Annotated in this window: 26 protein-coding genes; 19 read left to right on the forward strand and 7 right to left on the reverse strand. The window is 68.9% G+C overall.

Features of this window, described 5'->3' with window-relative positions; translation table 11 throughout:
* Positions 1-34 precede the first annotated feature (34 nt).
* A complete protein-coding gene (locus MKCMC460_RS10765; RefSeq protein ID WP_370653106.1) occupies positions 35-937 on the forward strand; it encodes a tyrosine recombinase XerC in 903 nt (300 codons plus the stop codon).
* Here the strand turns inward: MKCMC460_RS10765 and MKCMC460_RS10770 are convergent.
* Positions 874-1509: a M23 family metallopeptidase gene (locus MKCMC460_RS10770; RefSeq protein ID WP_236976569.1), complete on the reverse strand. Its 636-nt coding sequence runs from the start codon at positions 1507-1509 to the stop codon at positions 874-876. The genes MKCMC460_RS10765 and MKCMC460_RS10770 overlap by 64 nt on opposite strands.
* A 330-nt stretch (positions 1510-1839) precedes the next feature.
* On the opposite strand from MKCMC460_RS10770, the gene rpsB reads away from it, so the two are divergent.
* Together rpsB and tsf are read left to right on the forward strand one after the other, a co-directional pair.
* Entirely contained in the window at positions 1840-2661 is an 822-nt protein-coding gene (gene rpsB / locus MKCMC460_RS10775; protein ID WP_236976568.1) for a 30S ribosomal protein S2, read from the forward strand.
* Positions 2662-2674: 13 nt separating this feature from the next.
* Positions 2675-3499: a translation elongation factor Ts gene (gene tsf / locus MKCMC460_RS10780; protein ID WP_236976567.1), complete on the forward strand. Its 825-nt coding sequence runs from the start codon at positions 2675-2677 to the stop codon at positions 3497-3499.
* A gap of 61 nt (positions 3500-3560) precedes the next feature.
* Here tsf and MKCMC460_RS10785 read toward each other — a convergent pair whose 3' ends face one another.
* Positions 3561-3989, reverse strand: a complete 429-nt coding sequence (locus tag MKCMC460_RS10785) for a MarR family winged helix-turn-helix transcriptional regulator (RefSeq protein ID WP_236976566.1) — start codon at positions 3987-3989, stop codon at positions 3561-3563.
* Positions 3990-4523: 534 nt separating this feature from the next.
* On the opposite strand from MKCMC460_RS10785, the gene MKCMC460_RS10790 reads away from it, so the two are divergent.
* Positions 4524-5240: a DUF1942 domain-containing protein gene (locus MKCMC460_RS10790; protein WP_370653107.1), complete on the forward strand. Its 717-nt coding sequence runs from the start codon at positions 4524-4526 to the stop codon at positions 5238-5240.
* An 84-nt stretch (positions 5241-5324) separates the two neighbouring features.
* Positions 5325-6260, forward strand: coding sequence for a lysophospholipid acyltransferase family protein (locus MKCMC460_RS10795; RefSeq protein ID WP_236976565.1), 936 nt, complete (start codon positions 5325-5327; stop codon positions 6258-6260).
* 13 nt (positions 6261-6273) lie between these two features.
* On the opposite strand, the gene MKCMC460_RS10800 is transcribed toward MKCMC460_RS10795, so the two are convergent.
* Together MKCMC460_RS10800 and MKCMC460_RS10805 are read right to left on the reverse strand one after the other, a co-directional pair.
* Entirely contained in the window at positions 6274-7014 is a 741-nt protein-coding gene (locus tag MKCMC460_RS10800; RefSeq protein ID WP_236976564.1) for a response regulator transcription factor, read from the reverse strand.
* Between the two features lie 217 nt (positions 7015-7231).
* Entirely contained in the window at positions 7232-7468 is a 237-nt protein-coding gene (locus MKCMC460_RS10805; RefSeq protein ID WP_236976563.1) for a CsbD family protein, read from the reverse strand.
* 300 nt (positions 7469-7768) lie between these two features.
* On the opposite strand from MKCMC460_RS10805, the gene pyrH reads away from it, so the two are divergent.
* The 8 genes from pyrH (at position 7769) to MKCMC460_RS10845 (ending at position 14145) form a co-directional block, all read left to right on the forward strand.
* Positions 7769-8548, forward strand: coding sequence for a UMP kinase (gene pyrH / locus MKCMC460_RS10810; RefSeq protein ID WP_236976561.1), 780 nt, complete (start codon positions 7769-7771; stop codon positions 8546-8548).
* A 120-nt stretch (positions 8549-8668) separates the two neighbouring features.
* Positions 8669-9226, forward strand: coding sequence for a ribosome recycling factor (gene frr, locus MKCMC460_RS10815; protein ID WP_236976559.1), 558 nt, complete (start codon positions 8669-8671; stop codon positions 9224-9226).
* Positions 9227-9257: 31 nt separating this feature from the next.
* Positions 9258-10229, forward strand: a complete 972-nt coding sequence (locus MKCMC460_RS10820) for a phosphatidate cytidylyltransferase (protein ID WP_238305686.1) — start codon at positions 9258-9260, stop codon at positions 10227-10229.
* A gap of 13 nt (positions 10230-10242) precedes the next feature.
* Positions 10243-11355, forward strand: a complete 1113-nt coding sequence (gene rlmN / locus MKCMC460_RS10825; protein WP_236976558.1) for a 23S rRNA (adenine(2503)-C(2))-methyltransferase RlmN — start codon at positions 10243-10245, stop codon at positions 11353-11355.
* A gap of 68 nt (positions 11356-11423) precedes the next feature.
* Complete coding sequence (locus tag MKCMC460_RS10830; RefSeq protein ID WP_236976557.1) at positions 11424-11933, forward strand: redoxin domain-containing protein; 510 nt, start codon at positions 11424-11426, stop codon at positions 11931-11933.
* A gap of 4 nt (positions 11934-11937) precedes the next feature.
* Complete coding sequence (locus MKCMC460_RS10835; RefSeq protein WP_238305687.1) at positions 11938-12828, forward strand: cytochrome c biogenesis CcdA family protein; 891 nt, start codon at positions 11938-11940, stop codon at positions 12826-12828.
* A 4-nt stretch (positions 12829-12832) separates the two neighbouring features.
* On the forward strand, positions 12833-13303 hold the full coding sequence (locus MKCMC460_RS10840; protein WP_236976556.1) for a histidine kinase: 471 nt from the start codon (positions 12833-12835) through the stop codon (positions 13301-13303).
* Between the two features lie 23 nt (positions 13304-13326).
* Positions 13327-14145 (forward strand): DUF4097 family beta strand repeat-containing protein, encoded by an 819-nt coding sequence (locus tag MKCMC460_RS10845; RefSeq protein WP_236976555.1) that lies wholly within the window; start codon positions 13327-13329, stop codon positions 14143-14145.
* Here the strand turns inward: MKCMC460_RS10845 and MKCMC460_RS10850 are convergent.
* The 3 genes from MKCMC460_RS10850 to MKCMC460_RS10860 form a co-directional block, all read right to left on the reverse strand.
* Positions 14138-14392 carry a DUF2631 domain-containing protein gene (locus MKCMC460_RS10850; RefSeq protein WP_236976554.1) on the reverse strand — a complete coding sequence of 85 codons (255 nt, stop codon included), beginning with the start codon at positions 14390-14392 and terminating at the stop codon, positions 14138-14140. The two genes, MKCMC460_RS10845 and MKCMC460_RS10850, sit on opposite strands and share 8 nt — an antisense overlap.
* Before the next feature lie 72 nt (positions 14393-14464).
* Positions 14465-15043, reverse strand: a complete 579-nt coding sequence (locus MKCMC460_RS10855) for a fasciclin domain-containing protein (RefSeq protein ID WP_238305688.1) — start codon at positions 15041-15043, stop codon at positions 14465-14467.
* 91 nt (positions 15044-15134) lie between these two features.
* Positions 15135-16865, reverse strand: a complete 1731-nt coding sequence (locus MKCMC460_RS10860; protein ID WP_236976553.1) for a cytochrome c biogenesis protein DipZ — start codon at positions 16863-16865, stop codon at positions 15135-15137.
* Positions 16866-16941: 76 nt separating this feature from the next.
* Here MKCMC460_RS10860 and dxr point away from each other — a divergent pair, with 76 nt between their 5' ends.
* The 6 genes from dxr (at position 16942) to MKCMC460_RS10890 (ending at position 24059) form a co-directional block, all read left to right on the forward strand.
* Positions 16942-18147 carry a 1-deoxy-D-xylulose-5-phosphate reductoisomerase gene (dxr, locus tag MKCMC460_RS10865; protein ID WP_236976552.1) on the forward strand — a complete coding sequence of 402 codons (1206 nt, stop codon included), beginning with the start codon at positions 16942-16944 and terminating at the stop codon, positions 18145-18147.
* Positions 18147-19358 (forward strand): RIP metalloprotease, encoded by a 1212-nt coding sequence (locus MKCMC460_RS10870; RefSeq protein WP_238305690.1) that lies wholly within the window; start codon positions 18147-18149, stop codon positions 19356-19358. The genes dxr and MKCMC460_RS10870 overlap by 1 nt, the downstream gene beginning before the upstream one ends.
* A 21-nt stretch (positions 19359-19379) precedes the next feature.
* Positions 19380-20552 (forward strand): flavodoxin-dependent (E)-4-hydroxy-3-methylbut-2-enyl-diphosphate synthase, encoded by a 1173-nt coding sequence (ispG, locus tag MKCMC460_RS10875; RefSeq protein ID WP_236976549.1) that lies wholly within the window; start codon positions 19380-19382, stop codon positions 20550-20552.
* 61 nt (positions 20553-20613) lie between these two features.
* Positions 20614-21468, forward strand: coding sequence for a GNAT family N-acetyltransferase (locus MKCMC460_RS10880; RefSeq protein WP_238305692.1), 855 nt, complete (start codon positions 20614-20616; stop codon positions 21466-21468).
* Positions 21469-21629: 161 nt separating this feature from the next.
* Positions 21630-23438, forward strand: coding sequence for a penicillin-binding transpeptidase domain-containing protein (locus tag MKCMC460_RS10885; RefSeq protein ID WP_236976546.1), 1809 nt, complete (start codon positions 21630-21632; stop codon positions 23436-23438).
* 57 nt (positions 23439-23495) lie between these two features.
* Entirely contained in the window at positions 23496-24059 is a 564-nt protein-coding gene (locus tag MKCMC460_RS10890; protein WP_236984259.1) for a DUF1707 domain-containing protein, read from the forward strand.
* Position 24060 lies beyond the last annotated feature (1 nt).

Here is a 24060-nt window from a genome sequence, read left to right on the forward strand (position 1 = left end):
GCGCCGCGCGATCTGCCAGCGTGGGGGAGTGCCGGTGACCGCTGAGGTGATCCTCGAGGAGTTCGACGAGTACCTGCACCTGCAGTGCGGCCGCTCGGCGCACACCCGCCGGGCGTATCTGGGCGACGTGCGCTCGCTGCTGGATTTTCTGGCCGACCGCGGCGCCGACCTGCAGGCGCTGAGCCTGCCGGTACTGCGGGCCTGGCTGGCCGGCGCGGCCGGCGCCGGCGCCGCCCGCACCACGCTGGCCCGGCGCACCTCGTCGATCAAGGCGTTCACCGCGTGGGCGGTCCGGCGGGGTTTGCTGTCCACCGACCCGGCCGCGCGGCTGCAGGTACCCAAAGCCCACCGGACACTGCCGGCGGTGCTGCGCCAGGACCAGGCGCTGGCCGCCATGACGGCCGCGAAATCCGGCGCCGAGCAGGGCGATCCGCTGGCGCTGCGGGACCGGCTGATCGTGGAGCTGCTGTACGCCACCGGCATCCGGGTCAGCGAACTGTGCGGCCTGGACGTCGACGACGTCGACACCACACATCGGCTGGTGCGGGTGCTGGGCAAAGGCAACAAGCAGCGCAGTGCGCCGTTCGGGCAGCCGGCCGCCGAGGCGCTGCGCGCCTGGCTGTCCGACGGCCGCCCGGCGCTGATCACCGCCGAGTCCGGGCCGGCGCTGTTGCTGGGGGCGCGCGGCCGGCGCCTGGACGTGCGGCAGGCTCGCACGGTGGTGCATCAGACCGTCGCCGCGGTCGACGGCGCGCCCGACATGGGACCGCACGGGCTGCGCCACAGCGCCGCCACCCACCTGCTCGAGGGCGGCGCCGACCTGCGGGTGGTCCAGGAACTGCTCGGCCATTCGAGCCTGGCCACCACCCAGCTCTACACCCACGTGGCAGTCTCCCGGCTGCGGGCGGTGCACGACCAGGCCCATCCGCGCGCGTGACGCCGGGCCGCGGCTGCCGCGGGACCGCGCTGGACGGTGACACCGCATCCCGGGCCCGCTCGCGACTGCGCGGGGTGTGGTGCGAGTGGCTTGAGCCGCACCGGCGTCGACTCCAGCAGGCCCAACGGGTCGACGTAGTCGGCGCGCGCCGCCGGACCCCACATCGCGCCCCAGTGCAGGCAGGCCGCGGCCGGGCAGCCGGCGTGCCCTGCCTGCAGCGCACCCAGCGTCGCCCCTGCCGTTACGAACTGACCGGCCCGCACGACCGCGCGCACCGGCTCGTAGCTGGTGTGCAGCCCGCCCGGATGGGCCAGCGACACCACCGGCCGGCCCGCCAGCAGCCCGGCGAACACCACCGTCGCGTCGCCGGCGGCATAGACCGGCTGTCCCGGATGCCCGGCCAGATCGACTCCGCGGTGCCCGGCCAGCCAGCGTTGCGACGGCGGGTCGAAGCCACGCAGCACCGCCGGTGCCGGCCGTAGCGGCCAGCCCAGCCGACCGCCGGCGGCGTCCGCCGGCGGCGCGTTGAGCAGCACCCAGCCCAGCAGCAGCACCAGCAACACCCATCGCACCTGCTCAGTGCACCGCTACGGCGAACGTCCGGCCAGTCACCAGCCGACGGCTGTGGACGAGGGGAAAAGCACCCGCCGATTCCGTGTAAACTGCTCCACGCAGCTCGCATCAGCGGGCTGACTTCGCGCGTCTGCACCGCGACCCAGTAGTTCAGGGATCCGCATCAGCATGCCGAGCGGTCCCGCCCCAGGGCGGGTTCGGCACCGCAGCAGACGCCAGGGCCCGGCTTCACCCGACGCCGGGCGGCAACCGAATGGTGGTGGCCCGCTGCCGGCTTCTTAGTCGTGCCAGCCGATCACCGCCGCGACACACGAAAGCTGGGCACAGTCATGGCTGTTGTGACCATGAAGCAGCTGCTGGACAGCGGCACCCACTTCGGGCATCAGACCCGTCGCTGGAATCCCAAGATGAAGCGGTTCATCTTCACCGACCGCAATGGCATCTACATCATCGACCTGCAGCAGACGCTGACCTTCATCGACCGGGCGTACGAGTTCGTCAAGGAGACCGTCGCCCACGGTGGCACGGTGCTGTTCGTCGGCACCAAGAAGCAGGCGCAGGAGTCCGTCGCCGCCGAGGCGACCCGCGTCGGCATGCCGTACGTGAACCAGCGCTGGCTGGGCGGCATGCTCACCAACTTCTCCACCGTGCACAAGCGGCTGCAGCGCCTCAAGGAGCTCGAGGCGATGGAGCAGACCGGTGGCTTCGAGGGCCGCACCAAAAAAGAGATCCTCGGGCTGACCCGCGAGAAGAACAAACTGGAGCGGTCCCTGGGCGGGATCAGGGACATGGCCAAGGTGCCGTCGGCGGTGTGGGTCGTCGACACCAACAAGGAGCACATCGCCGTCGGTGAGGCGCGCAAGCTGGGCATCCCGGTCATCGCGATTCTGGACACCAACTGCGACCCCGACGAGGTCGACTACCCGATCCCGGGCAACGACGACGCGATCCGCTCGGCCGCGCTGCTGACCAAGGTGATCGCCTCCGCGGTGGCCGAGGGCCTGCAGGCCCGCGCCGGCCTGGGTCGCGGCGACGGCAAGCCGGAGGCCGAGACGGCCGAGCCGCTGCCCGAGTGGGAGCAGGAACTACTGGCCGGCGCCGCCCCGCCGGACGGTCCGGCCGCGGCCGAATCAACCACAGAAGCATCCTAGGAAAGGCTGAGCATTGGCGAACTTCACCGCTGCCGACGTCAAGCGACTTCGGGAGCTGACCGGTGCAGGGATGCTCGACTGCAAGAACGCGCTGGCCGATTCGGACGGCGACTTCGACAAGGCGGTCGAGGCGCTGCGGATCAAGGGCGCCAAGGACGTCGGCAAGCGGGCCGAGCGGGCGACGGCCGAGGGCCTGGTCGCCGCCAAGGACGGCGCCCTGGTCGAGCTGAACTCCGAGACCGACTTCGTCGCGAAGAACGCGGAGTTCCAGGAGCTGGCGAACCAGATCGTCGCGGCTGCCGCGGCGTCCAAGGCCACCGACATCGAGGCCCTCAAAGCCGCGAGCGCCGGTGACAAGACGGTCGAAGAGGCCATCGCCGCGCTCTCGGCCAAGATCGGCGAGAAGCTGGAACTGCGTCGCGTCGCCAATTTCGACGGGACCGTCGAGACCTACCTGCACAAGCGGGCGGCCGACCTGCCGCCGGCGGTGGGCGTGCTGGTCGAGTACACCGGCGACGGCGCCTCGGCCAAAGAGGCCGCGCATGCGGTGGCGTTGCAGATCGCCGCGCTCAAGGCGCGCTACCTGTCCCGCGACGACGTGCCCGAGGACGTGGTGGCCAGCGAGCGCCGCATCGCCGAGGAGACCGCCAAAGCCGAGGGCAAGCCGGAGCAGGCGCTGCCCAAGATCGTCGAGGGCCGGCTCAACGGCTTCTTCAAGGACGCGGTGCTGCTCGAGCAGCCGTCGGTGTCCGACAGCAAGAAGACCGTCAAGGCGCTGCTCGACGAGGCCGGCGTGACGGTGACCCGGTTCGTGCGTTTCGAGGTCGGACAGGCCTGAGCCGTCCCGGGGTCCGCGTACCCGCGTATCCGGTGGCGACGCCGGATTGACGGCTGAGAGCTCAGTCGGAGCCGAGTGTTTCCAGCATCCGCTTGAACTCGCGCTGCTGCGGCTCGGTCAATTTGGCCAGAGTCCGTGCGTCGGCGGCGTGCACGACTGCCTCCGCGCGCTTGAGCAGGGCTCGGCCCTGGCTGGTCAATGCGGCCGGCAGCGCGCGCCCGGAGGACACCGACGCGGGCCGCGACACCGCGCCGATGTCTTCCAGGCTGCGCAGCACCGTGTTCATTGCCTGGGGCGTGACGGCGGCGCGCCGGGCCAGCTCCGCGCTGGACGAGCCCGGTGACCGGGACAGGATGCGCAGGCAGACGAACTCCGGCAGCGTCAAGCCGAGCGGTGCCAGCGCCGCGGTCGCCCCGGGCCGCAATACGGACATCACCCGGTACAGCAAATAGCCCAGCGGGGCGTCCTGGGCCTGTTCTCCCTGACTCATATCAAGGATATTGACATATAGTGCGGCCGGACGTTGCCGAACGAGGTGTTGAACGCGCTGACCGTGGGGCGGAACATCTACGAGATAATCCAGTTCCGAATGCTGGCAGAACCTTTCACCGCCCACCGTCGGCAACGAGTGGACACCCGGTCCAATCGAGAACCGCTGCAATGGTATTGGGCCGCGGCGGGGGCGGAGTACGGTAAGCCCGTCGATGTTCTTGTCCGACTGGCCTATTGGGCGATTCGTTGGGAACATCTGCCGGTGTCCGCTTGCGGGACAGCGGCGTACGGTGGAATGTACTGGCGCTGAACTGTTTCTAATGGTGAGAAAGTGGCGCGAGTTGATCGGCGAATAAGATTGTGGCGCAGATCAATTTCGCCGTGTTCGCGCAGCTAGGCAGCCTGCACAAGGCAATTGGCCTACTCGGCTGTCGTTTGAGGCTGTGGCCGTTGGGTAAGCGATGAATGCGCGGTTGGCTCGCTTCAATGCTGCCGACTGCTTTAGAACGACACCAACGGAAAGGAATTCAGCGTGAAGTTCACCAAAACGACTGCGAAGACGGCCCTCGGTGCTGCCGGGATTGCCGCGATCAGCCTCTTCGGGGCGGCATCGGCTTCGGCGGCTCCCACCATTGTCGAGGGGCTCGGAACCCCGGAGACGCTGGTTGACGGCGCAATGTCGACTGACTACACGGTCAGCGGCCTGCAGCCCGCCAATGTCACCATCCCGGGTTACACCCCGGCCGGCCAGCTGTGGCAGGCCGACGTGCACGTGAAGGCCAACTCCGGCGTCGTGACACCGGTGGTGTCCAACTTCAACGCCAGCGCCGGTGAGCAGAGCTACCGCGTGATCAGCGCTCCGGCCGCCCCGCAGGGCCTCAGCCCCGCGCCGATCGCCCAGGGTGGCACCGCGACCGGGAAGATCTACTTCGACGTGACCGGTGCGCCTCCGACCCGAGTCGCCTACAACGACGGTGCACAGGACGTGTTGGTCTGGGAGAGCAGTGCGGCCGGTAACCCCGCGCCGAACTCGATTCCGGGTCAGACCGCTCCGGGTCAGACCATGCCGGGCCAGACGGCCCCGGGCCAGACCATGCCGGGTCAGACGGCCCCGGGTCAGACCATGCCGGGCCAGACGGCTCCGGGTCAGACCATGCCGGGCCAGACGACCCCGGGTCAGACCAACGCGGTTCCTGGCGCCGACCAGGAGCCTGAGGTGGCACCCAACTCGCCGGTGCACAGCAGCTAATCGCAGCTAGCCTGCCTCCCCGCGCCACGGCCATGGCGCGGGGAGGTTTGCGTTTGACAGGAGCGATCTGGGTACCCGGTCGGTATGACTCAAATTGACCACCGTCCCCCCGAAGTCCAAGACCAAGCGCAGCAGCACGCCGAGCGGGCCCGGGAGGCCATGGCCGAAAAGCGCGAGAAGCTGGACGGCGGCGTCAGTGGCTGGGTGGCGGAGCGGGCCGGGCAATGGGACCTCGACGGGCAGAGCGAGGCCACCATGCACCGGCAGAAGTTCTTCTGGAACGCGCTGGTCGACTACTGGTTCCGAATGGAGATCGACGGCTGGGAGAACGTCGGACCGGCACCGGTGTTGTTGATCGGCATCCACTCCGGCGCCCCATTCGTCTGGGACGCGTGGACCGTCGGGTTGCAGTGGTGGCGACGGTTCGGTCCGGACCGCCCGTTGCACGGCACGGCCCACGACGCGCTGATGGCGATTCCCGGCATCGGCCGGTACTTCCGCGCGATGGGTGTGTTACCGGCGGCTCCCGACGCGATCGCGACGGCACTGGCCGAGGGCCGCGACGTGGCGCTGTGGCCCGGCGGTGAAGTGGATTCGCTGCGCCCCTGGGCAGAACGCGATCGGGCCACCCTGGCCGGACGCAAGGGGTTTGTGAAGATGGCGATCCGCGCCGGAGTGCCGATCGTGCCGATCGCCACCGTGGGCGGCGCCGACGCGATGCCGGTGCTGATCCGTGGCGATCGCCTGTCACGGGCCCTTCGGCTGGATAAGGTGCTGCGGCTCAAGGTATTTCCGTTGGCCATCTCGCTGCCGTGGGGTATCGCGCCGGCCGCGCTGCCGCAGCTGCCGCTGCCTGCCAAGATCCGGACCCGGTTCATGCCCGCGGTCGAAATCGACCCCGATCCCGCCCGCGCCGAGGACGACGACTACATCGACGCCAAGTACCACGAGGTGGAGGACAGCATCCAGCAGGGCATGGATGCGCTGGCCCGCAAACGCGCGCTGCCCGTCTTCGGATAGCGTCCTGAACGGATTATCGTGTCAACGAATCGGGTTGCCGCACACCGGTTTCCGATACCCATGCCGGACTGAGCACCGGCTCTGAGACGATCCAGCGCGGTTGCGGCGGCGTCACCGCCATGTAACCCACACCGCGCACGGTGTCCACCATCGACTCGTGCCGCGGACCCAGTTTGGCGCGCAGCCGGCGCACGTGCACGTCAACGGTTCGGACCCGGCCGTTGCTGTCGTAGCCCCACACCTCGTGCATCAGCCGGGTGCGGCTGAACGCCCGACCCGCATGCTGGACAAGGAAATTGAGCAGCTTGAACTCGGTCAGCGTCAGGCCCAGGTCGGCGCCGTCCAGCGACGCGGTGTAACTGGCCGGGTGCAGAACGAGGTCACCGAACTGCAGCGTGCTGCCGACGGCGTTGCGCCTGCGGGTGATCGCCAACCGCAACCGAGCCTGGAGTTCGGCCGCCCCGGCGGCGGGTAGCAGCACGTCGTCGAAGTTCCAGTCGACGTCGACGGCCACGAAGTCGGCCGGCGCCACGACCGCCACCACCGCCAACCCGGGCGCGCTGGCGGTGAGCCGCCGGCAGGTGGTGCGGGCTGCCACCAGGTCGGTTCGGGCGTCGATGATCGCTACGTCGGCACCGCTGACCGCGCCGTCGGCGCCGTCCCTCAGGGGTGCGCTGCGCACCGTCAGCGCGAACGAATCCAGCTCCAGCACGGATTCGAAATCGGCCGCATCGGTAAGCAGTAGAACGTCCAACCGCCATCTCCAAACCTTATGAGGGTGATGCCCGCATAACCCCACCCGTCGCCGCGTCCGTGCAGCCACTCCCGCGGCCCCGGCGCAGCGCTGGATACCCCACCCGGAGGGCGATTATTCCAATAATTTGTTACCGCCGGTACTGCCAATGTCGGGCCGGAGATATTCGATGGGCCCGGCCCGTTGACACGGACCGGGCCCATCCTTCCACCAAGTCTTACTGGTTGGCCTTCTGGCGCTGCTCGGCGACGTCTGCCGCGGCGCGGGCCGCTTCGGCCTGGGCTTCCTTCTTGGCGGCGTCGCGCTGTGCCTCCGCCTTGTCCTGCTGCGCTTCGCCCTCGTTGATCAGGTCTCCGTCGCCGGTCACCGTTCCGATGGCTTCCTTGGCCTTGCCCTTGACGTCCTCGACGACACCCTTGACCGCTTCCACGGGTCCCGAGTTGCTGTCCGCCATGAGTTCCTCCTCAGTTAACCGCGATGGATGGGGCGCTCAGATTGACTGAGCCCGACCGAAGAAACGGCCGGCGCGGCATCGAGCGGTGCGATCCTTCTCCTCAAGACCGCGGCCTCGCCGCCGCGGACAGCGGATTCCCAAACCCGGGAATCACCAAACCTGCCGGAGGCTCACACCGACCCCGCCCACGTCAGAGCGCGGCGATGAGGCAGGATGAGGGCGGCCGTTTCCGGGTATTTGCCATGATGGCCCCGGGCGGACGGGAATGGCCGGGGAGACACCTGTCATACGAGGAGACTGATGGCGGAGTCCGACATCGCCGGTTCGGCGGCTCCGGGGCCGAACGCAACCAGCGGCGCGGTGACGGGATCGCCGTCGAAGTACTCCCGGGTGCTGCTCAAGCTTGGTGGCGAGATGTTCGGTGGCGGCCAGGTCGGGCTGGACCCCGACGTCGTCGCACTGGTGGCCAGGCAGATCGCCGAGGTGGTCCGCGACGGCGTGCAGGTGGCCGTAGTGATCGGTGGCGGCAACTTCTTCCGCGGCGCCCAGCTGCAGCAACGCGGCATGGAGCGCACCCGGTCGGACTACATGGGCATGCTCGGCACCGTGATGAACAGCCTGGCGCTGCAGGATTTCCTGGAAAAGGAAGGTATCGCCACCCGGGTCCAGACGGCGATCACGATGGGGCAGGTGGCCGAGCCGTACCTGCCGCTGCGGGCGGTGCGCCACCTGGAAAAAGGGCGGGTGGTGATCTTCGGCGCCGGCATGGGTCTGCCGTACTTCTCCACCGACACCACCGCGGCGCAGCGGGCCTTGGAGATCGGCGCCGACGTGGTCCTGATGGCCAAGGCGGTCGACGGCGTGTTTGCCGAGGATCCGCGGGAGAACCCGGACGCCGAATTGCTGACCGCGATCAGCCACCGGGAAGTCATCGACCGCGGCTTGCGGGTGGCCGACGCTACCGCGTTCAGCCTGTGTATGGACAATGGCATGCCGATCCTGGTGTTCAACCTGCTGACCGACGGAAATATCGCTCGGGCGGTCGCGGGTGAGAAGATCGGGACGCTGGTCACCACCTGAGGGGGATTGGCGCAGATGATTCGCGCTGGCGACGATGCAGAGCGTAGCGATGAGGAGGAGTGGCGCAGATGATTCGCGCTGGCGACGATGCAGAGCGTAGCGATGAGGAGGAGTGGCGCAATGATTGACGAAGCTCTGTTCGACGCCGAGGAGAAGATGGAGAAGGCGGTGTCGGTGGCCAGGGACGACCTGTCGACGATCCGCACCGGTCGCGCCAACCCGGGCATGTTCTCCCGGATCGTCATCGACTATTACGGTGCGACCACCCCGATCACGCAGCTGGCCAGCATCAACGTCCCCGAGGCGCGCATGGTCGTCATCAAGCCCTACGAGGCGGGCCAGCTCGGGGCCATCGAGACGGCGATCCGCAACTCTGACCTGGGCGTCAACCCCACCAACGACGGCACCATCATCCGGGTGGCCATCCCGCAGCTCACCGAGGAGCGCCGCCGCGATCTGGTCAAGCAGGCCAAGGCCAAGGGTGAGGACGCACGGGTTTCGGTGCGCAACATCCGCCGCAAGGCGATGGAGGAGCTGCACCGCATCCGCAAGGACGGCGAAGCCGGTGAGGACGAGGTGAGCCGGGCCGAGAAGGATCTGGAGAAAGCCACCCACCAGTACGTCGCGCAGATCGACGAGTTGGTCAAACACAAAGAGGGCGAGCTGCTCGAGGTCTAGCGGCCGACAGCAGCCGAGTCCATTGAAGTCCGTGGCCACCACCGACGCCGAAGCCGGCAGCCCGTCCGAGGAGCCGGTCGAGACGCTGCCGGGCGAGTCGGCGTCGCCGGCCGAACAGAAGCCGCCGGCCGAGACCGGAAAGAAACCGGGCAAGAAGAAGTCTCGCGCCGGACGGAACCTGCCGGCCGCCATCGCGGTCGGTGTCACCATCGGCGCCGTCCTGATCGCGACGCTGCTGTGGTTTCCGCGGTTCTGGGTGGCACTCTGCGCCGGGGCGATTCTGCTGGCCAGTCACGAGGTGGTGCGCCGGCTGCGCGAGGCCGGCTATCTGATCCCGGTGATCCCGCTGCTGGTCGGCGGGCAGGTGACGGTGTGGCTGACCTGGCCGTACGGCGCCGAGGGGGCGGCGGCCGGGTTCGGCGGCGTGGTGGTGGTCTGCATGATCTGGCGGTTGTTCATGCAGGACAACCGCGAAGCCGACAACGTCGAGGGCGCACCGCCGCCGAGCAATTACCTGCGCGACGTGTCGGCGACCGTCTTCCTGTGCGCCTGGGTGCCGCTGTTCGGCTCGTTCGCCGCGATGCTGGTCTACGACCCGCAGCACGGGCCGGCGCGGGTGTTCTGCATGATGATCGCGGTGGTGTGCTCCGACACCGGCGGCTACGCGATCGGTGCGTTGTTCGGCAAGCATCCGATGGTGCCCAAGATCAGCCCGAAGAAGTCGTGGGAGGGTTTCGCCGGCTCGCTGGTCTTCGGCATCACCGCGACCATCCTGACCGCGACGTTCCTGGCCGGCCAGCCGCCGTGGGTGGGCGCCCTGCTCGGTCTGCTCTTCGTGCTCACCACCACCCTCGGTGACCTGATCGAGTCGCAGGTGAAGCGCGATCTGGGCATCAAGGACATGGGCCGGTTGCTGCCCGGCCACGGCGGTCTGATGGATCGGCTGGACGGCATCCTGCCGTCATCGGTGGCCGCGTGGGCGGTTCTGACGCTGTTGCCCTGATACTGGACTGGTCATGGTCCAGCAGTTGGTGTTCGAGGAGCCGCCGCGGCGCGGCTCGATTCGGCGACCGCCGCGCCACCTGGCCGACCTCGACGCGGCCGGCCGCGCGGCCGCGGTCGCCGAGTTGGGGTTGCCGGCGTTTCGGGCCAAGCAGCTGGCCAACCAGTACTTCGGGCGACTGATCGCCGATCCCCGCCAGATGACTGACCTGCCGGCGGCGGTGCGCGAGCAGGTCGCCACGAGCATCTTCCCGACGCTGCTGACGCCAGTGCGCGAGGTCACCTGCGACGCCGGTGAAACCCGGAAAACGTTGTGGCGCTGCGTCGACGGCGCCACCGTCGAGTCGGTGCTGATGCGTTATCCGCAGCGCAACACGGTGTGCATCTCCTCGCAGGCCGGCTGCGGCATGGCCTGCCCGTTCTGTGCCACCGGTCAGGGCGGGCTGACCCGTAACCTGTCCACCGCCGAGATCCTCGAGCAGGTGCGTGCCGCGGCCGTGGCGCTGCGCGACGGCTTCGGCCCGGATCCCCAGCGGCTGTCCAATGTGGTGTTCATGGGGATGGGCGAGCCGCTGGCCAACTACGCCCGGGTGGTGGCGGCGGTGCGCGGCATCATTCAGGCGCCGCCGTCTGGGTTCGGGATTTCGGCGCGTTCGGTGACGGTGTCGACGGTGGGTCTGGCCCCGGCGATACGAAAGCTGGCCGACGAACGGCTCGGCGTGACGCTGGCGTTGTCGTTGCACACCCCCGACGACGAATTGCGGGACACCCTGGTTCCGGTCAACAACAGATGGAAGGTCAGCGAGGTGCTGGACGCCGCCCGCTACTACGCCGAGGTGACCGGCCGTCGGGTGTCCATCGAGTACGCGCTGATCCGGGACGTCAACGACCAGCCGTGGCGGGCCGACCTGCTGGGCAAGCGGCTGCACCGCGCGCTGGGTCCGCTGGTACACGTCAACCTCATTCCGCTCAACCCGACGCCGGGCAGCCAATGGGACGCCAGCCCCAAACCGGTAGAGCGTGAGTTTGTCAAACGTGTTCGCGCACAAGGTGTTTCGTGTACTGTGCGGGACACCCGCGGTCGGGAGATCAGTGCGGCGTGTGGGCAGCTGGCCGCCGAAGGTTGAGCGCTTGGTGAACCACGGGTGTGGGTAAACCGTGACTCCAGGCAACCGCCTAACGAAAAGGTCCCATCATGATTCGTCGTCTCTTGCGCCCGGTCAAGCTGCCGGTCGCCGCTCTTGTCGCCCTGATCCTGCTCACCGGTGTCGTCTCGGCGCCCCGCGCCCTCGCCGCCGACGACCGCCTGAACTTCACTGGAACCACCCTGTCCGGTGCCCCGTTCGACGGCGCCAGTCTGCAGGGCAAGCCCGCGGTGTTGTGGTTCTGGACGCCGTTCTGCCCGTTCTGCAACGCCGAGGCGCCGGCGCTGGCCCAGGTCGCCGCCGCTCACCCCGCGGTGAGTTTCGTCGGCATCGCGGCGCACTCCGACGTCGGGCAGATGCAGGGCTTCGTCTCCAAGTATGGCCTGAACTTCACCAACCTCAACGACGCCGACGGCGCGATCTGGGCCCGTTACGGGGTGCCCTGGCAGCCGGCGTGGGTGTTCTACCGCCCGGACGGCTCGTCGACGTTCGTCAACAACACCACCTCGGCGATGTCCCAGCAGGAGTTGTCCGGCCGGGTCGCCGCGCTGACGTCGTGACCGGGTGAACCAGTCTCTGATCGGCTTGGCTTTCGCCGCCGGACTGGTGGCCGCGGTCAACCCGTGCGGGTTTGCGATGCTGCCCGCCTACCTGGTGCTGGTGGTGCGCGGCGCCGGTGCGACCAGGACGCCGCTGGTCGCGGTCGGGCGGGCGCTGGCCGCCACGCTGGGCATGGCGCTCGGTTTCGTGACGGTGTTCGGCGTGTTCGGCGCGCTGACCATCTCGGCGGCCGCCACCGTGCAGCGCTACCTGCCGTACGCGACGGTGCTGGTCGGCGTCGTGTTGATCGGGCTCGGCGGTTGGCTGTTGGCGGGCCGCGAACTCGTCTCCGTCCGGCCGCTGGGGCCGCGCTGGGCGCCAACCATGCGGCTGGGTTCGATGTACGGCTACGGGATCAGCTATGCGCTGGCATCGCTGTCGTGCACCGTCGGCCCGTTTCTGGCGGTTACCGGCGCCGCGCTGCGGACGGGTTCGGCGCTGGCCGGCGCGGCGGTCTACGCCGCCTACGTCGGGGGTTTGACCCTGGTGGTCGGGGCGCTGGCGGTCGGGGTGGCGACCGCGAGTTCGGCGCTGCTGGGCCGGCTGCGGCGGGTGCTGCCGTTCGTCAACCGGGTGGGCGGCGGGTTGCTGGTGGTGGTGGGGCTCTACGTCGGCTACTACGGGCTCTACGAGGTGCGACTGTTCACCGCGAACGGAAATCCCGACGACGCGGTGATCGCCGCCGCGGGCCGGGTGCAGGGTCAGCTGGCGGGCTGGGTGCACCAGCACGGGGCGTGGCCGTGGCTGGCCGGGGTGGTGCTGGTGGCGGTCGGCGCGCTGGCCGCGGTGCGGTACCGGCGACATCGTCGTGACACCATCCCACTTGCAGATGACACCACAATGGTGTCATCATGACGTTATGGATTTGCAGCCATACGTCGACGTCGTCCGTCACGAACTCACGCTGGCGGCCGCCGCCGCCGGGCCCGATGCGCAGCAACTGGCCGAGCGGCTGAGCGCACCGCTGGACTCGGCGCTGCGGCTGGCGCTGTTGGAAGCGCTGTCCTCGGCCACCGAGGAGATCAGCGGCGAGTTGGGATCCGGTTCCGTCGAGGTCCGGCTGCGCGGCCGCGACCCCGAATTCGTCGTCGACGTGCCCGACGACTCAGCCGAACCGGCAGAGCCGCTCGTCTACGACGAGGACGGCGGCGCCACCTGGCGGATCACGCTGCGGCTGCCGGAGGGGCTGCGCGCGCCCGTGGAGGCGGCGGCCCGGCGCGACGGCACCTCGCTCAACGGCTGGCTGGTGCGAGTCGCCGCCAAAGCAAGCCAGGGACCAAATCACCACGCGCGCAAGAACTCTCACCGGGTAACCGGCTGGGTGCGCTGAACCGCCATCGAAGGAGATCGCCAATGCCGACATTCGCCACGCCCGAGCCGATCAGCGTTCGCGTCACGGTCGGTGCGGGATCGGTGCGCCTGGTCGCCGCCGACCGCGCCGACACCGTCGTCCAGGTTCGCCCGCACGACCAGACCCGGGAATCCGACGTCCGCGCGGCCGAGCAACTCCGCGTAGATCTGCGCGACGAGCGCAAACTGACGGTGGCCGCGGCCAAGCGAGGTATGCCCCGCACCGGGGCCGTCGAGATCGAGATCGAGCTGCCGTCGCAGTCTCGCATCCATGCCGAGTTGGGCTCGGCGTCCCTGCGCGCCGAAGGGGAGTTCGCCGACGTCCGCATCAGTGCGGCCGGCGGCGACGCCGAGATCGACACCGTGACCGGACGGATCAAGGCCGCCAGCTCGTCCGGCTCGGTCACCGTGCGTTCGGTCGTGGGGTACGCCTCGCTGGCCACGGCGTCGGGCACGCTGCGGGTGCACGACCTCGACGGCGACGTGAAGTTCTCCTCCGCCAGCGGTTCGGTGTCCGTCGACACCTTGCGCGGCAACCTCAAGGCACGCACCGCCTCGGGCTCGGTGATCGTCGAAGCCGCGGTGCGCGGCAGCGTCTCGGCCCACACCGGCAGCGGCGCGGTCGCGGTCGGCGTTCCCGACGGCACCGCGGTGCGGATGGACATCGTCGCCGGGTCGGGCGCCGTCACCAACCACTTACAGCCGGCGGACGGCCCCGAACCCGACGACGAAACCCTGGCACTGCACGTGCGCACCGGTTCGGGCGAGGTCCATCTGCACCGGGACCCGGCGGGCGAGCTGACCCGGCAGTCCGCTACCTGAGCCAGCCGCGGCGGCGGCCCCAGATGTCGCGCACCAGGATGAACAGCACCAGCGCGGCGAAGCCGACGCAGAAGATGTCCTCGACGTGGCCCACGTGGTTGCCGCGCAGAAACGCCAGCAGCAGAACGAAGATGAACGCGCCGACGCCGTACCAGGTGCGGTAGTTGATCCTGCTCCAGCCCCACCGCGCGGACGGCACCTCAGCTTCGTCGACGCCGGCGAACGGCTCCACCTCAGTACTGGCCACGGCGATCCCTCCGGTCGGACTGGACTTGAGACCCTGACATTCTGGCACAGGCCGTCCGCCGCAGGGCAGGTCCTATGACGGCGGCATCAGCACCGTGTCGATCATGTAGACCGTTGCATTGGCCGTCGTGACCCCGCCGCACACCAAGCCGGCGTTGTTGACCCGGATGTTGTTGCCCTGCCCGGTGACGGTCAGGTTGGCGCCCTGCAGCGTCTTGTGGGTGCCGGCGACCATGTTCGGGCTGGTCTGGCCCGGCACCACGTGGTAGGTCAGGATGCTGGTCAGCAGGCCCGAGTCGGTCTTGAGCTGATCCACGGTGGCCGGCGGCAGCTTGTTGAAGGCGGCGTCGGTGGGCGCGAACACCGTGTACTGACCGCTGTTGAGGGTGTCGACCAGGTTCACCTGCGGGTTGAGCTGGCCCGACAACGCCGCCGTCAGCATGGTCAGCATCGGGTTGTTCGCCGCGGCCTCGGTGACGGGCACCCCGGACATGCCCTGCACCGACGCCGGACCCGACGGATTCATCGCCGCATAGTTCGCGCAGCCCGGACCCACCAGGTCACCGGCCGCGGCGGTCGGGGCGACGGCCACCGCGCCTGCCGCCAGTGCAGCCGCGAAAAGTGTTGTCGCCGTTGATTTTTGCAATTTCATTGTGCTCCTCCTTGTGCGTGCCGGGATGGCTGGTGCCACCCCGCTGACATCCCGTCAGTGATTCGGAGCGGGCCGGGTGCCGGACGGCAATTCAGCCGAAAGTGAAGGAGAAGACCTGCAGTCCCTTGCTGGGCCGCACCTCGACGGTGGCCGACGTCTGCTGGTCGTCGGCGACGATCTGGCGGTTGTTCGGGGGCCCGCTCACCGGCATCGTCGTGGATGTCCCGTCGCGGGTCACGGTGAGGGTGCCGGTGCCGCCGACGACGACGAAGACGTTCTTGGCGTGGTAGTTCAGCTTGATGGCCGAGTCGTCGCCGTCGGCGGTGGCGCCCTGGTGGTCCAGCGTCCAGCGGCCGCGCAACGCGAAGCGGTCCGGCGCCAGGGTCGGCGGATACTCGAAGGTCGCCGACCCCTCGTCGTAGTGCCCGCCGCCGCCGTAGTTGTCCGCTTTGCCGACGGCGAAGTAGGTCTCGGACGTCAGCAGGCCGGTCGGGGTGAGGTCGGGCGCGTCCACCGGCGGCGGCAGGGCGACGCCCGGTTTGGCATCGGCCAGGAGTTGCCGGATCAGCCGTTCGGTGACGTCGTACTCGCCCTCGCCGAACTTGACGTGCCGGACCGTGCCGTCGGCGTCGATCAGGTACTCGGCCGGCCAGTACATGTTCTGATAGTTCGTCCAGGTCGAGAAGCTGTTGTCCAGCGCGACCGGGTATTTGATGCCCAGGTCCGCGGCACCCTTGGCGACGTTCTGCGGCACCTTCTCGAACGCGTATTCCGGTGTGTGCACCCCGATGACCACCAGGCCGTCGTCCCGGTAGGCCTCATACCAGCCGACGACGTGCGGGATGGCCCGCTGGCAGTTGATGCACGAGTACGCCCAGAAGTCGACGAGCACCACCTTGCCGCGCAACGAACTCAGCGTCACGGGTGCACCGCCGGGTGTGTTCAGCCACCCGGTGATCCCCTTGAGATCAGGTGCGGGCCCGCAGTCCTGCAGTCGGGTGTCGACATTGCTGCAGCCGGACAGTCGGGCGTTGGGATCCCTCGGTCGATGCCCGAGGCCGTCCCGCAGTGCGGTCGAGTCGCCGACGCTGCGTTGCAGCGAGCCGGTGTAGTCGGGAATGGCCCGCTGCAGCGCGGCCGGTAGGTCGAACACCAGCGCCACCGCCAGCAGCAGCGCCACGATGCCGGCGACCACCCGGATTTCGCGCTGACGCCGCCGAAACGCGTTCACCCGCTGGGCGATCCGCTGACCGGCCAGCGCGAAGAACAGCAACGGCAGCGCGTTGCCGAGCGCGAACGCGGCGGTGAGCACCACGGTCGGGGCGCCGATGTGTGCGGTCGCGCCGGCCACCACGATCGCGGCCAGCACCGGCCCCGCGCACGGGACGTAGAGCACCCCCAGCGCCAGGCCCAGACCGAAGCCGTTGCCCCGCAAGGAGATCTGGCGCTGCGGCAGGCGGGCGAACGGCTTCTCCAGCACCTGTTCGAACCGCGGGAAGATCAGTCCGAGGCCGATCGCCACCAGCGCGGCCAGCGCGACCCAGCGGATCGCGTCCTGCGGCAGGTGCAGCGCCGACAGCAGCGCCGAGCCGATCAGGGTGACCACGCTGAAGCTGAGCACCAGACCGCCGATCACCCGATAGGGGCGCAGCGTTTCCGACCGGGTCGGCCGGGTGGTCACCGTGACGCCGCTTCCCGATTCGGGTTCGGCGACGGTTCGGTTCGCGCCGGAGAGCAGGATCACCGGCAGCACCGGCAGGATGCATGGCGATATTCCGGTGACCACGCCGCCGAGGAAGCCGACCAGCGCAAGAGTCCACATGTCAGATATTCGTCACGATGCCGGGTCCGGTTTGGTTCATGCGGGCACTGACGTACCCAGGCGGCACAATGGACGGGTGACATTTTCCGGTGGCGGGTCCGCTGCGGGCCGGGTGCGGGTGTTGGTGCTGGGCAGCACCGGGTCGATCGGCACCCAGGCGCTGGAGGTGATCGCCGCCAATCCGGATCGCTTCGAAATCGTCGGGCTGGCGGCCGGCGGCGGCAACCTGGACACGCTGCTGCGCCAGCGCGCCGAGACCGGGGTGAGCAACATCGCAGTCGCCGACATAGCCGCCGCGCAGCGGGCCGGCGACATCCGGTTCCAGGGTCCCGACGCCGTCACCCGGCTGGTGCAGGAGACCGACGCCGACGTCGTGCTCAACGCGCTGGTCGGAGCGCTGGGCCTGCGTCCCACCCTGGCCGCGCTGGAAACCGGGGCCCGGCTGGCGCTGGCCAACAAGGAATCCCTGGTCGCCGGCGGGCCACTGGTGCTGGCCGCGGCGCGACCCGGCCAGATCGTGCCGGTCGACTCCGAGCACTCCGCGCTGGCCCAGTGCCTGCGCGGCGGCACCCCCAACGAAGTCGCCAGGCTGGTGCTCACCGCCTCCGGCGGGCCGTTCCGCGGGTGGTCGGCCGCCGACCTGCAGGACGTGACCCCCGAACAGGCCGGCGCCCACCCCACCTGGTCGATGGGCCCGATGAACACGCTGAACTCCGCGTCACTGGTCAACAAGGGCCTGGAACTGATCGAGACGCACCTGCTGTTCGGCGTCCCCTACGACCGCATCGACGTCGTTGTGCATCCGCAGTCGATTGTTCATTCGATGGTCACCTTCACCGACGGGTCGACCATTGCCCAGGCCAGCCCCCCTGATATGAAGCTACCCATCTCGCTGGCGCTGGGCTGGCCGCACCGGGTGCCCGGCGCGGCCGCCTGCTGCGACTTCGCCACCGCCTCGACCTGGGAATTCGAGCCACTGGATAGCGAGGTCTTCCCGGCTGTCGAGCTGGCCCGCCACGCCGGTGAGACCGGCGGGTGCATGACCGCGGTCTACAACGCCGCCAACGAGGAAGCCGCGGCCGCGTTCCTGGCCGGGCGGCTCTCGTTCCCCGGGATCGTCGCCACCATCGCCGACGTGCTGCACGCCGCAGATCAATGGGCCCCGCAATTGGGCCACCCACCGGCTACCGTGGATGACGTACTCGATGCCCAGCGCTGGGCCCGTGAGCGAGCGCAACATGCGATCGAGGCAGCCGGCGTGAGAAAGGTCGTAACAGGCTGATGATGTTCGTTATCGGCATAGTGCTGTTCGCACTGGCCATCCTCATCTCGGTCGCCCTGCACGAGTGCGGCCACATGTGGGCCGCCCGCGCCACCGGCATGAAAGTGCGCCGCTACTTCGTCGGCTTCGGCCCCACCCTGTGGTCCACCCGGCGCGGCGAGACCGAGTACGGCATCAAGGGCATCCCCGCCGGCGGGTTCTGCGACATCGCCGGCATGACCCCCGCCGAGGACCTCGCGCCCGACGAGCAGGACCGCGCCATGTTCAAGCAGAAGACATGGAAGCGGGTGGCGGTGCTGTTCGCCGGTCCCGGCATGAACTTCGTCATCTGCCTGGTGCTGATGTATGTCATCGCGGTGATCTGGGGACTGCCCAACCTGCACCCGTCCGACAAGGCGATCGTCGGTGTAACCGGTTGTGTGGCAGCCGATATCGACAAGAACAAGCAGGGTCCGTGCGAGGGCCAGGGGCCCGCGGCGCTGGCCGGGATCCGGCCCGGCGACGTGGTGGTCAAGGTCGGTGACACCCCGGTGTCCACCTTCGCGCAGCTGGCCGCAGCGGTGCGCACCCTGCACGGCACGGTGCCCGTCGTCGTCGAACGGGACGGCCGTCAGGTCACCACCAACGTGACGATCCAGCAAACCCAGCGCTACGACCCCACCGCGAAGGACAAGGACCACCTGGCCACCGTCGGTGCCATCGGGGTGGGCCCGCCCCGCAACGAGCCCACCCGCTACAACGTGCTGACCGCGATACCCGGCACCGTCGTCTTCGCCGGCCAGCTGACCGTCGAGGTCGGCAAGTCGCTGGCTGCGATTCCCACCAAGGTCGGCGCTCTGGTCAACGCGATCGGCGGCGGCGAGCGCGACAAGGACACCCCGATGAGCGTGGTCGGTGCCAGCATCGTCGGCGGCGACACCGTCAACCACGGCTTGTGGGTGGCATTCTGGTTCTTTTTGGCCCAGCTGAACCTGGTGCTGGGCGCGATCAACCTGCTGCCGCTGTTGCCGTTCGACGGCGGCCACATCGCGGTCGCGGTGTACGAGAAGATCCGCAACTCGATCCGGTCGGCGCGGGGCAAGGTGGCCGCCGCCCCGGTGGACTACTACAAGCTGATGCCGGCCACGTACGTGGTGCTGCTCTTCGTGGTGGGCTACATGCTGCTGACCGTCACCGCCGACGTGGTCAACCCGATCCGCATCTTCCAGTAACGAGAGAAGGCGAAGTTCAACGTGTCCATTGGCCTGGGAATGCCGGCACCCCCGGCGCCCACGCTGGCCCCCCGGCGGAAAACGCGTCAGTTGATGGTGCGCGACGTCGGGGTGGGTAGTGATTATCCGATTGCGGTGCAGTCGATGTGCACCACCAAGACGCACGACGTCAACAGCACCCTGCAGCAGATCGCCGAGCTGACCGCGGCCGGTTGCGACATCGTCCGGGTCGCCTGCCCGCGCCAGGAGGACGCCGACGCACTGGCCGAGATCGCCAAGCACAGCCAGATCCCGGTGATCGCCGACATCCACTTCCAGCCGAAGTACATCTTCGCGGCCATCGACGCCGGCTGCGCGGCCGTGCGGGTGAATCCGGGAAACATCAAGGAGTTCGACGGGCGGGTCGGCGAAGTCGCCAAAGCCGCCGGCGCGGCGGGCATCCCGATCCGGATCGGCGTCAACGCCGGATCCCTGGACAAGCGGTTCATGGAGAAGTACGGCAAAGCCACCCCCGAAGCGCTGGTCGAGTCGGCGTTGTGGGAAGCCTCGCTGTTCGAGGAGCACGGCTTCGGCAACATCAAGATCAGCGTCAAGCACAACGACCCGGTGGTCATGGTCGCCGCCTACGAGCAGCTGGCCGCCCAGTGCGACTACCCGCTGCACCTGGGCGTCACCGAGGCAGGTCCGGCCTTCCAGGGCACCATCAAGTCGGCCGTCGCGTTCGGCGCGTTGTTGTCGCGGGGGATCGGCGACACCATCCGGGTGTCGCTGTCGGCTCCACCGGTCGAGGAAGTCAAGGTCGGCACCCAGATCCTGGAGTCGCTCAACCTGCGGCCCCGCGGGCTGGAAATCGTGTCCTGCCCGTCCTGCGGACGCGCCCAGGTCGACGTGTACACGCTGGCCAACGAGGTGAGCGCCGGACTTGACGGCCTGGACGTGCCGCTGCGGGTGGCGGTAATGGGGTGCGTGGTCAACGGACCCGGGGAGGCCCGCGAAGCCGACCTGGGCGTGGCGTCCGGCAACGGCAAGGGGCAGATTTTCGTCAAGGGCGAGGTGATCAAGACGGTGCCCGAGTCGCAGATCGTCGAGACGCTGATCGAGGAAGCGATGCGCCTGGCCGAGCAAATGGTTGACGAATCGGAAAAAGATCCGGGGACGGCAGCGAGCGGTTCGCCTATTGTGACCGTAAGCTGATGAGGGCCTGACTCACCGGCCCTCGATCGCAATACGGGTTCGCACCACAGAGAGTTATGAGATGTCGGCTCCGCCCATCTTGCGCCTGGTTGGCGAGAGACGGGTGTCCGTGGTGCGCGACGCCGCCGCGGTCTGGCGGGTGCTGAACGAGAATCCGGTCGAGTCCTGCATGGTGGCCGCACGGGTCGCGGATTACGGCGTCGAGCCGAATGCGATCGGCGGAGAACTGTGGACCCGCGGCGGCGTGGACGAGTCGCTGTGCTTCGCCGGGGCGAACCTGATCCCGTTGCGGGGCAACCTGATCGACCTGAACGCGTTCGCCGACGAGGCCAAGAGCACGGCGCGCCGCTGCTCGTCGCTGGTCGGCCGGGCCGACCTGGTGCTGCCGATGTGGCAGCGGCTCGAATCCGCCTGGGGTCCCGCGCGCGACGTGCGCGACAACCAGCCGCTGATGGCGATCAACAGCCACCCGAACTGCACGCTGGACACCGAGGTGCGGCAGGTGCGGCCCGAGGAGCTGGATGCCTATCTGGTCGCCGCCGTCGACATGTTCATCGGCGAGGTCGGGGTTGATCCCCGGCTCGGTGACGGCGGTCGTGGCTACCGTCGCCGGGTGGCCAGCCTGATCGCGGCGGGGCGGGCGTGGGCCCGCTTCGAGCAGGGGCAGGTGGTCTTCAAGGCCGAGGTGGGCTCGCAGTCTCCGTCGGTCGGTCAGATCCAGGGCGTCTGGGTGCATCCTGAGCGACGTGGGCTGGGGCTGGGCACCGCGGGCACCGCGACGCTGGCCGCGGTGATCGTCGGCAGCGGGCGCATCGCCAGCCTCTACGTGAACAGTTTCAACACCGTGGCCCGGGCGGCCTACGCGCGGATCGGGTTCAAAGAGGTCGGCACCTTCGCGACGGTCCTGCTGGACTGAGGCTTCGCTTGGCCTTCCAGCCCGCGAGTGCGACCACACCGTGAAATCCGGGGCGGAATTCGGCAACCAAGTGGCCCGCGCGGCGAGGCGCACAGGCATAACGGTTCGGTCTCGGTGTGTCGGCACCGATGTCACGGCTGAAGTTCTTAACATCAGCATCGATGGTCACTAGAGCAACATTAGCCCCAGTTGTCACATGCCTGCTCGTCGCGCTGGTGGTGCTGCCCGGCTGCACACCCAAGCCCGAGGGGCCGAGTCCGGCGGCACAGAAGTTCCTGGCCGCGCTGTCGGTCGGCGACACCGCGACCGCCGCGCAGCTCAGCAACAACCCCAACGAGGCCCGCGAAGCGCTGAACGCGGCGTGGGCCGGCCTGCAGGCCAGCCACCTGGACGCTCAGGTGCTCAGCGCGAAGTACGCCGAGGACACCGGTACCGTCACCTACCGGTTCACCTGGCATCTGCCCAAGAACCGCACCTGGACCTATGACGGGCAACTGAAGATGGCCCGCGACGAGGGACGCTGGCAGGTCCGCTGGACTCCCAACGGGCTGCACCCCAAGCTCGGCGAGCACCAGACCTTCGCGCTGCGCGCCGAGCAGCCGCGGCGCGCCTCGGTCAACGAGCTCGGCGGCAGCGACGTGTTGGCACCCGGCTACCTGTACAACTACTCGCTGGACGCCACCCAGGCCGGACCCGAGCTGATCAACACCGCGCACGCGGTGATCGACGCCCTGCACCCGTTCAACGACCAGCTCAACGACCCGCAGCTGCTCGCCGAAACGGCCAGCTCCGGTACCCAGCCCGTGGACCTGGTCACGCTGCTGCCCGACGACAACAACCGGGTGTTCCCGGCGATCGGCACGTTGCCCGGTGTCGTCGTGACGCCGCGACCCGAACTGCTACCCACCGATCCGCACTTCGCGCCCGCGGTGATGGCCGAAGTGAAGAAGGCGGTGGTCGACCAGCTCGACGGTCAGGCCGGCTGGCGCATCGTCAGCACCAACCAGAACGGCGTCGACGTCGCGGTGTTGCACGAGGTCGAAGGCGCGCCGGCGCCCTCGGTGTCCATCACGCTGGACCGGGCCGTGCAGAACGCCGCCCAACACGCGGTGGACACCCGCGGCGGCAAGGCGATGCTGGTGGTGATCAAGCCATCGACCGGGGAGATCCTGGCGATCGCGCAGAACGGCGGCGCCAACGCCGAGGGGCTGCTGGCCACGACCGGCCTCTACCCGCCGGGATCGACGTTCAAGATGATCACTGCCGGCGCAGCCGTCGACCGCGACATGGCCACCCCGAACACCATGATGGGCTGCCCCGGTCACCTGGACATCGGCCACCGCACGATTCCGAACTACGGCGGCTTCGACCTCGGCGTGGTGCCGCTGTCGCGGGCGTTCGCCAGTTCCTGCAACACCACGTTCGCCGAGCTGAGCAGCAAGCTGCCGCCACGCGGGCTGACCCAGGCCGCCAGCCGCTACGGCATCGGGCTGGACTACCAGGTGGAGGGGATCACCACGGTGACCGGCTCGGTGCCGCCCACGGTGGATCTGACCGAGCGCACCGAGGACGGTTTCGGCCAGGGCCGGGTGCTGGCCAGCCCGTTCGGCATGGCCCTGGTGGCCGCCACGGTCGCCGCCGGCAAGACCCCGGTGCCGCAGCTGATCGCCGGTCGTCCGACGACGGTGAACGGCGACAACACCCCGATCACCCCGAAAATGGTCGAGGCGCTGCGGCCGATGATGCGGCTGGTGGTCACCAATGGCACCGCCAAGGAGATCGCCGGCTGCGGCGAGGTCTACGGCAAGACCGGTGAGGCCGAGTTCCCGGGCGGATCGCACTCCTGGTTCGCCGGGTACCGCGGCGACCTGGCGTTCGCGGCGCTGATCGTCGGTGGCGGCAGCTCGGAGTATGCGGTCCGGATGACCAAGGTGATGTTCGACTCGCTACCGGCTGGCTACCTGGCTTGACGGTAAGTTTGCGAGGGTGGGCGCCGAACTTCAGAGCACGCCGTGACCGACGGGGACATGGCGTTGCGGGTGTCCGACGCCGACCGCAACGGCACCATGCGCCGCCTGCACAACGCCCTGGCGCTCGGGCTGATCGACCTCGACGAGTTCGAGCAGCGGTCCCGGCAGGTGTCCTATGCGCGCACCCGTAACGAACTGGACAGCCTGGTCGGCGACCTCCCCGGGCCGGGTGCCGTCGTCACCTCGGCCACCGACCGGGTGGAGCTGCGCGGCTGGGCGGGCTCGCTCAAGCGGCACGGCGAGTGGACGGTGCCGACCCGGCTGTCGCTGGTGCGACGGTTCGGCTCGATCGACCTCGACCTCACCAAGGCCCGGTTCGCCGGGCCCGTCGTCGTCATCGAGATCGACATGAAGTTCGGCAACCTGGATCTGCGGTTGCCCGAGGGTGCCAGCGCCTCCATCGACAACGTCGAGGCCTATGTGGGCACCGCCGTGGATCGGCGTAAAGACCCACCGGCGGAAGGCAATCCGCACGTCGTGTTGTCCGGTCAGTTGGTGTTCGGTTCGGTGATCATCCGCGGTCCGCGGCGGGCGTTGCTGCGTCGTCCCAAATTGTTCTGAG

The organism is Mycobacterium sp. 20KCMC460, from assembly GCF_022179425.1.
Classification (GTDB): Bacteria; Actinomycetota; Actinomycetes; order Mycobacteriales; family Mycobacteriaceae; genus Mycobacterium; species Mycobacterium kiyosense.

Bases quoted from the DNA above. Each gene is read 5' to 3' on its own strand.
- rpsB (WP_236976568.1), top strand. From the start codon at position 1,840: ATGGCTGTTGTGACCATGAAGCAGCTGCTGGACAGCGGCACCCACTTC.
- MKCMC460_RS10830 (WP_236976557.1), top strand. From the start codon at position 11,424: ATGATTCGTCGTCTCTTGCGCCCGGTCAAGCTGCCGGTCGCCGCTCTT.
- MKCMC460_RS10785 (WP_236976566.1), bottom strand. From the start codon at position 3,989: ATGAGTCAGGGAGAACAGGCCCAGGACGCCCCGCTGGGCTATTTGCTG.
- MKCMC460_RS10845 (WP_236976555.1), top strand. From the start codon at position 13,327: ATGCCGACATTCGCCACGCCCGAGCCGATCAGCGTTCGCGTCACGGTC.
- MKCMC460_RS10885 (WP_236976546.1), top strand. From the start codon at position 21,630: ATGGTCACTAGAGCAACATTAGCCCCAGTTGTCACATGCCTGCTCGTC.
- frr (WP_236976559.1), top strand. From the start codon at position 8,669: ATGATTGACGAAGCTCTGTTCGACGCCGAGGAGAAGATGGAGAAGGCG.
- MKCMC460_RS10840 (WP_236976556.1), top strand. From the start codon at position 12,833: ATGGATTTGCAGCCATACGTCGACGTCGTCCGTCACGAACTCACGCTG.
- rlmN (WP_236976558.1), top strand. From the start codon at position 10,243: ATGGTCCAGCAGTTGGTGTTCGAGGAGCCGCCGCGGCGCGGCTCGATT.
- pyrH (WP_236976561.1), top strand. From the start codon at position 7,769: ATGGCGGAGTCCGACATCGCCGGTTCGGCGGCTCCGGGGCCGAACGCA.
- MKCMC460_RS10795 (WP_236976565.1), top strand. From the start codon at position 5,325: ATGACTCAAATTGACCACCGTCCCCCCGAAGTCCAAGACCAAGCGCAG.
- MKCMC460_RS10805 (WP_236976563.1), bottom strand. From the start codon at position 7,468: ATGGCGGACAGCAACTCGGGACCCGTGGAAGCGGTCAAGGGTGTCGTC.
- MKCMC460_RS10870 (WP_238305690.1), top strand. From the start codon at position 18,147: ATGATGTTCGTTATCGGCATAGTGCTGTTCGCACTGGCCATCCTCATC.
- MKCMC460_RS10880 (WP_238305692.1), top strand. From the start codon at position 20,614: ATGTCGGCTCCGCCCATCTTGCGCCTGGTTGGCGAGAGACGGGTGTCC.
- MKCMC460_RS10860 (WP_236976553.1), bottom strand. From the start codon at position 16,865: ATGTGGACTCTTGCGCTGGTCGGCTTCCTCGGCGGCGTGGTCACCGGA.
- MKCMC460_RS10890 (WP_236984259.1), top strand. From the start codon at position 23,496: ATGGCGTTGCGGGTGTCCGACGCCGACCGCAACGGCACCATGCGCCGC.
- MKCMC460_RS10855 (WP_238305688.1), bottom strand. From the start codon at position 15,043: ATGAAATTGCAAAAATCAACGGCGACAACACTTTTCGCGGCTGCACTG.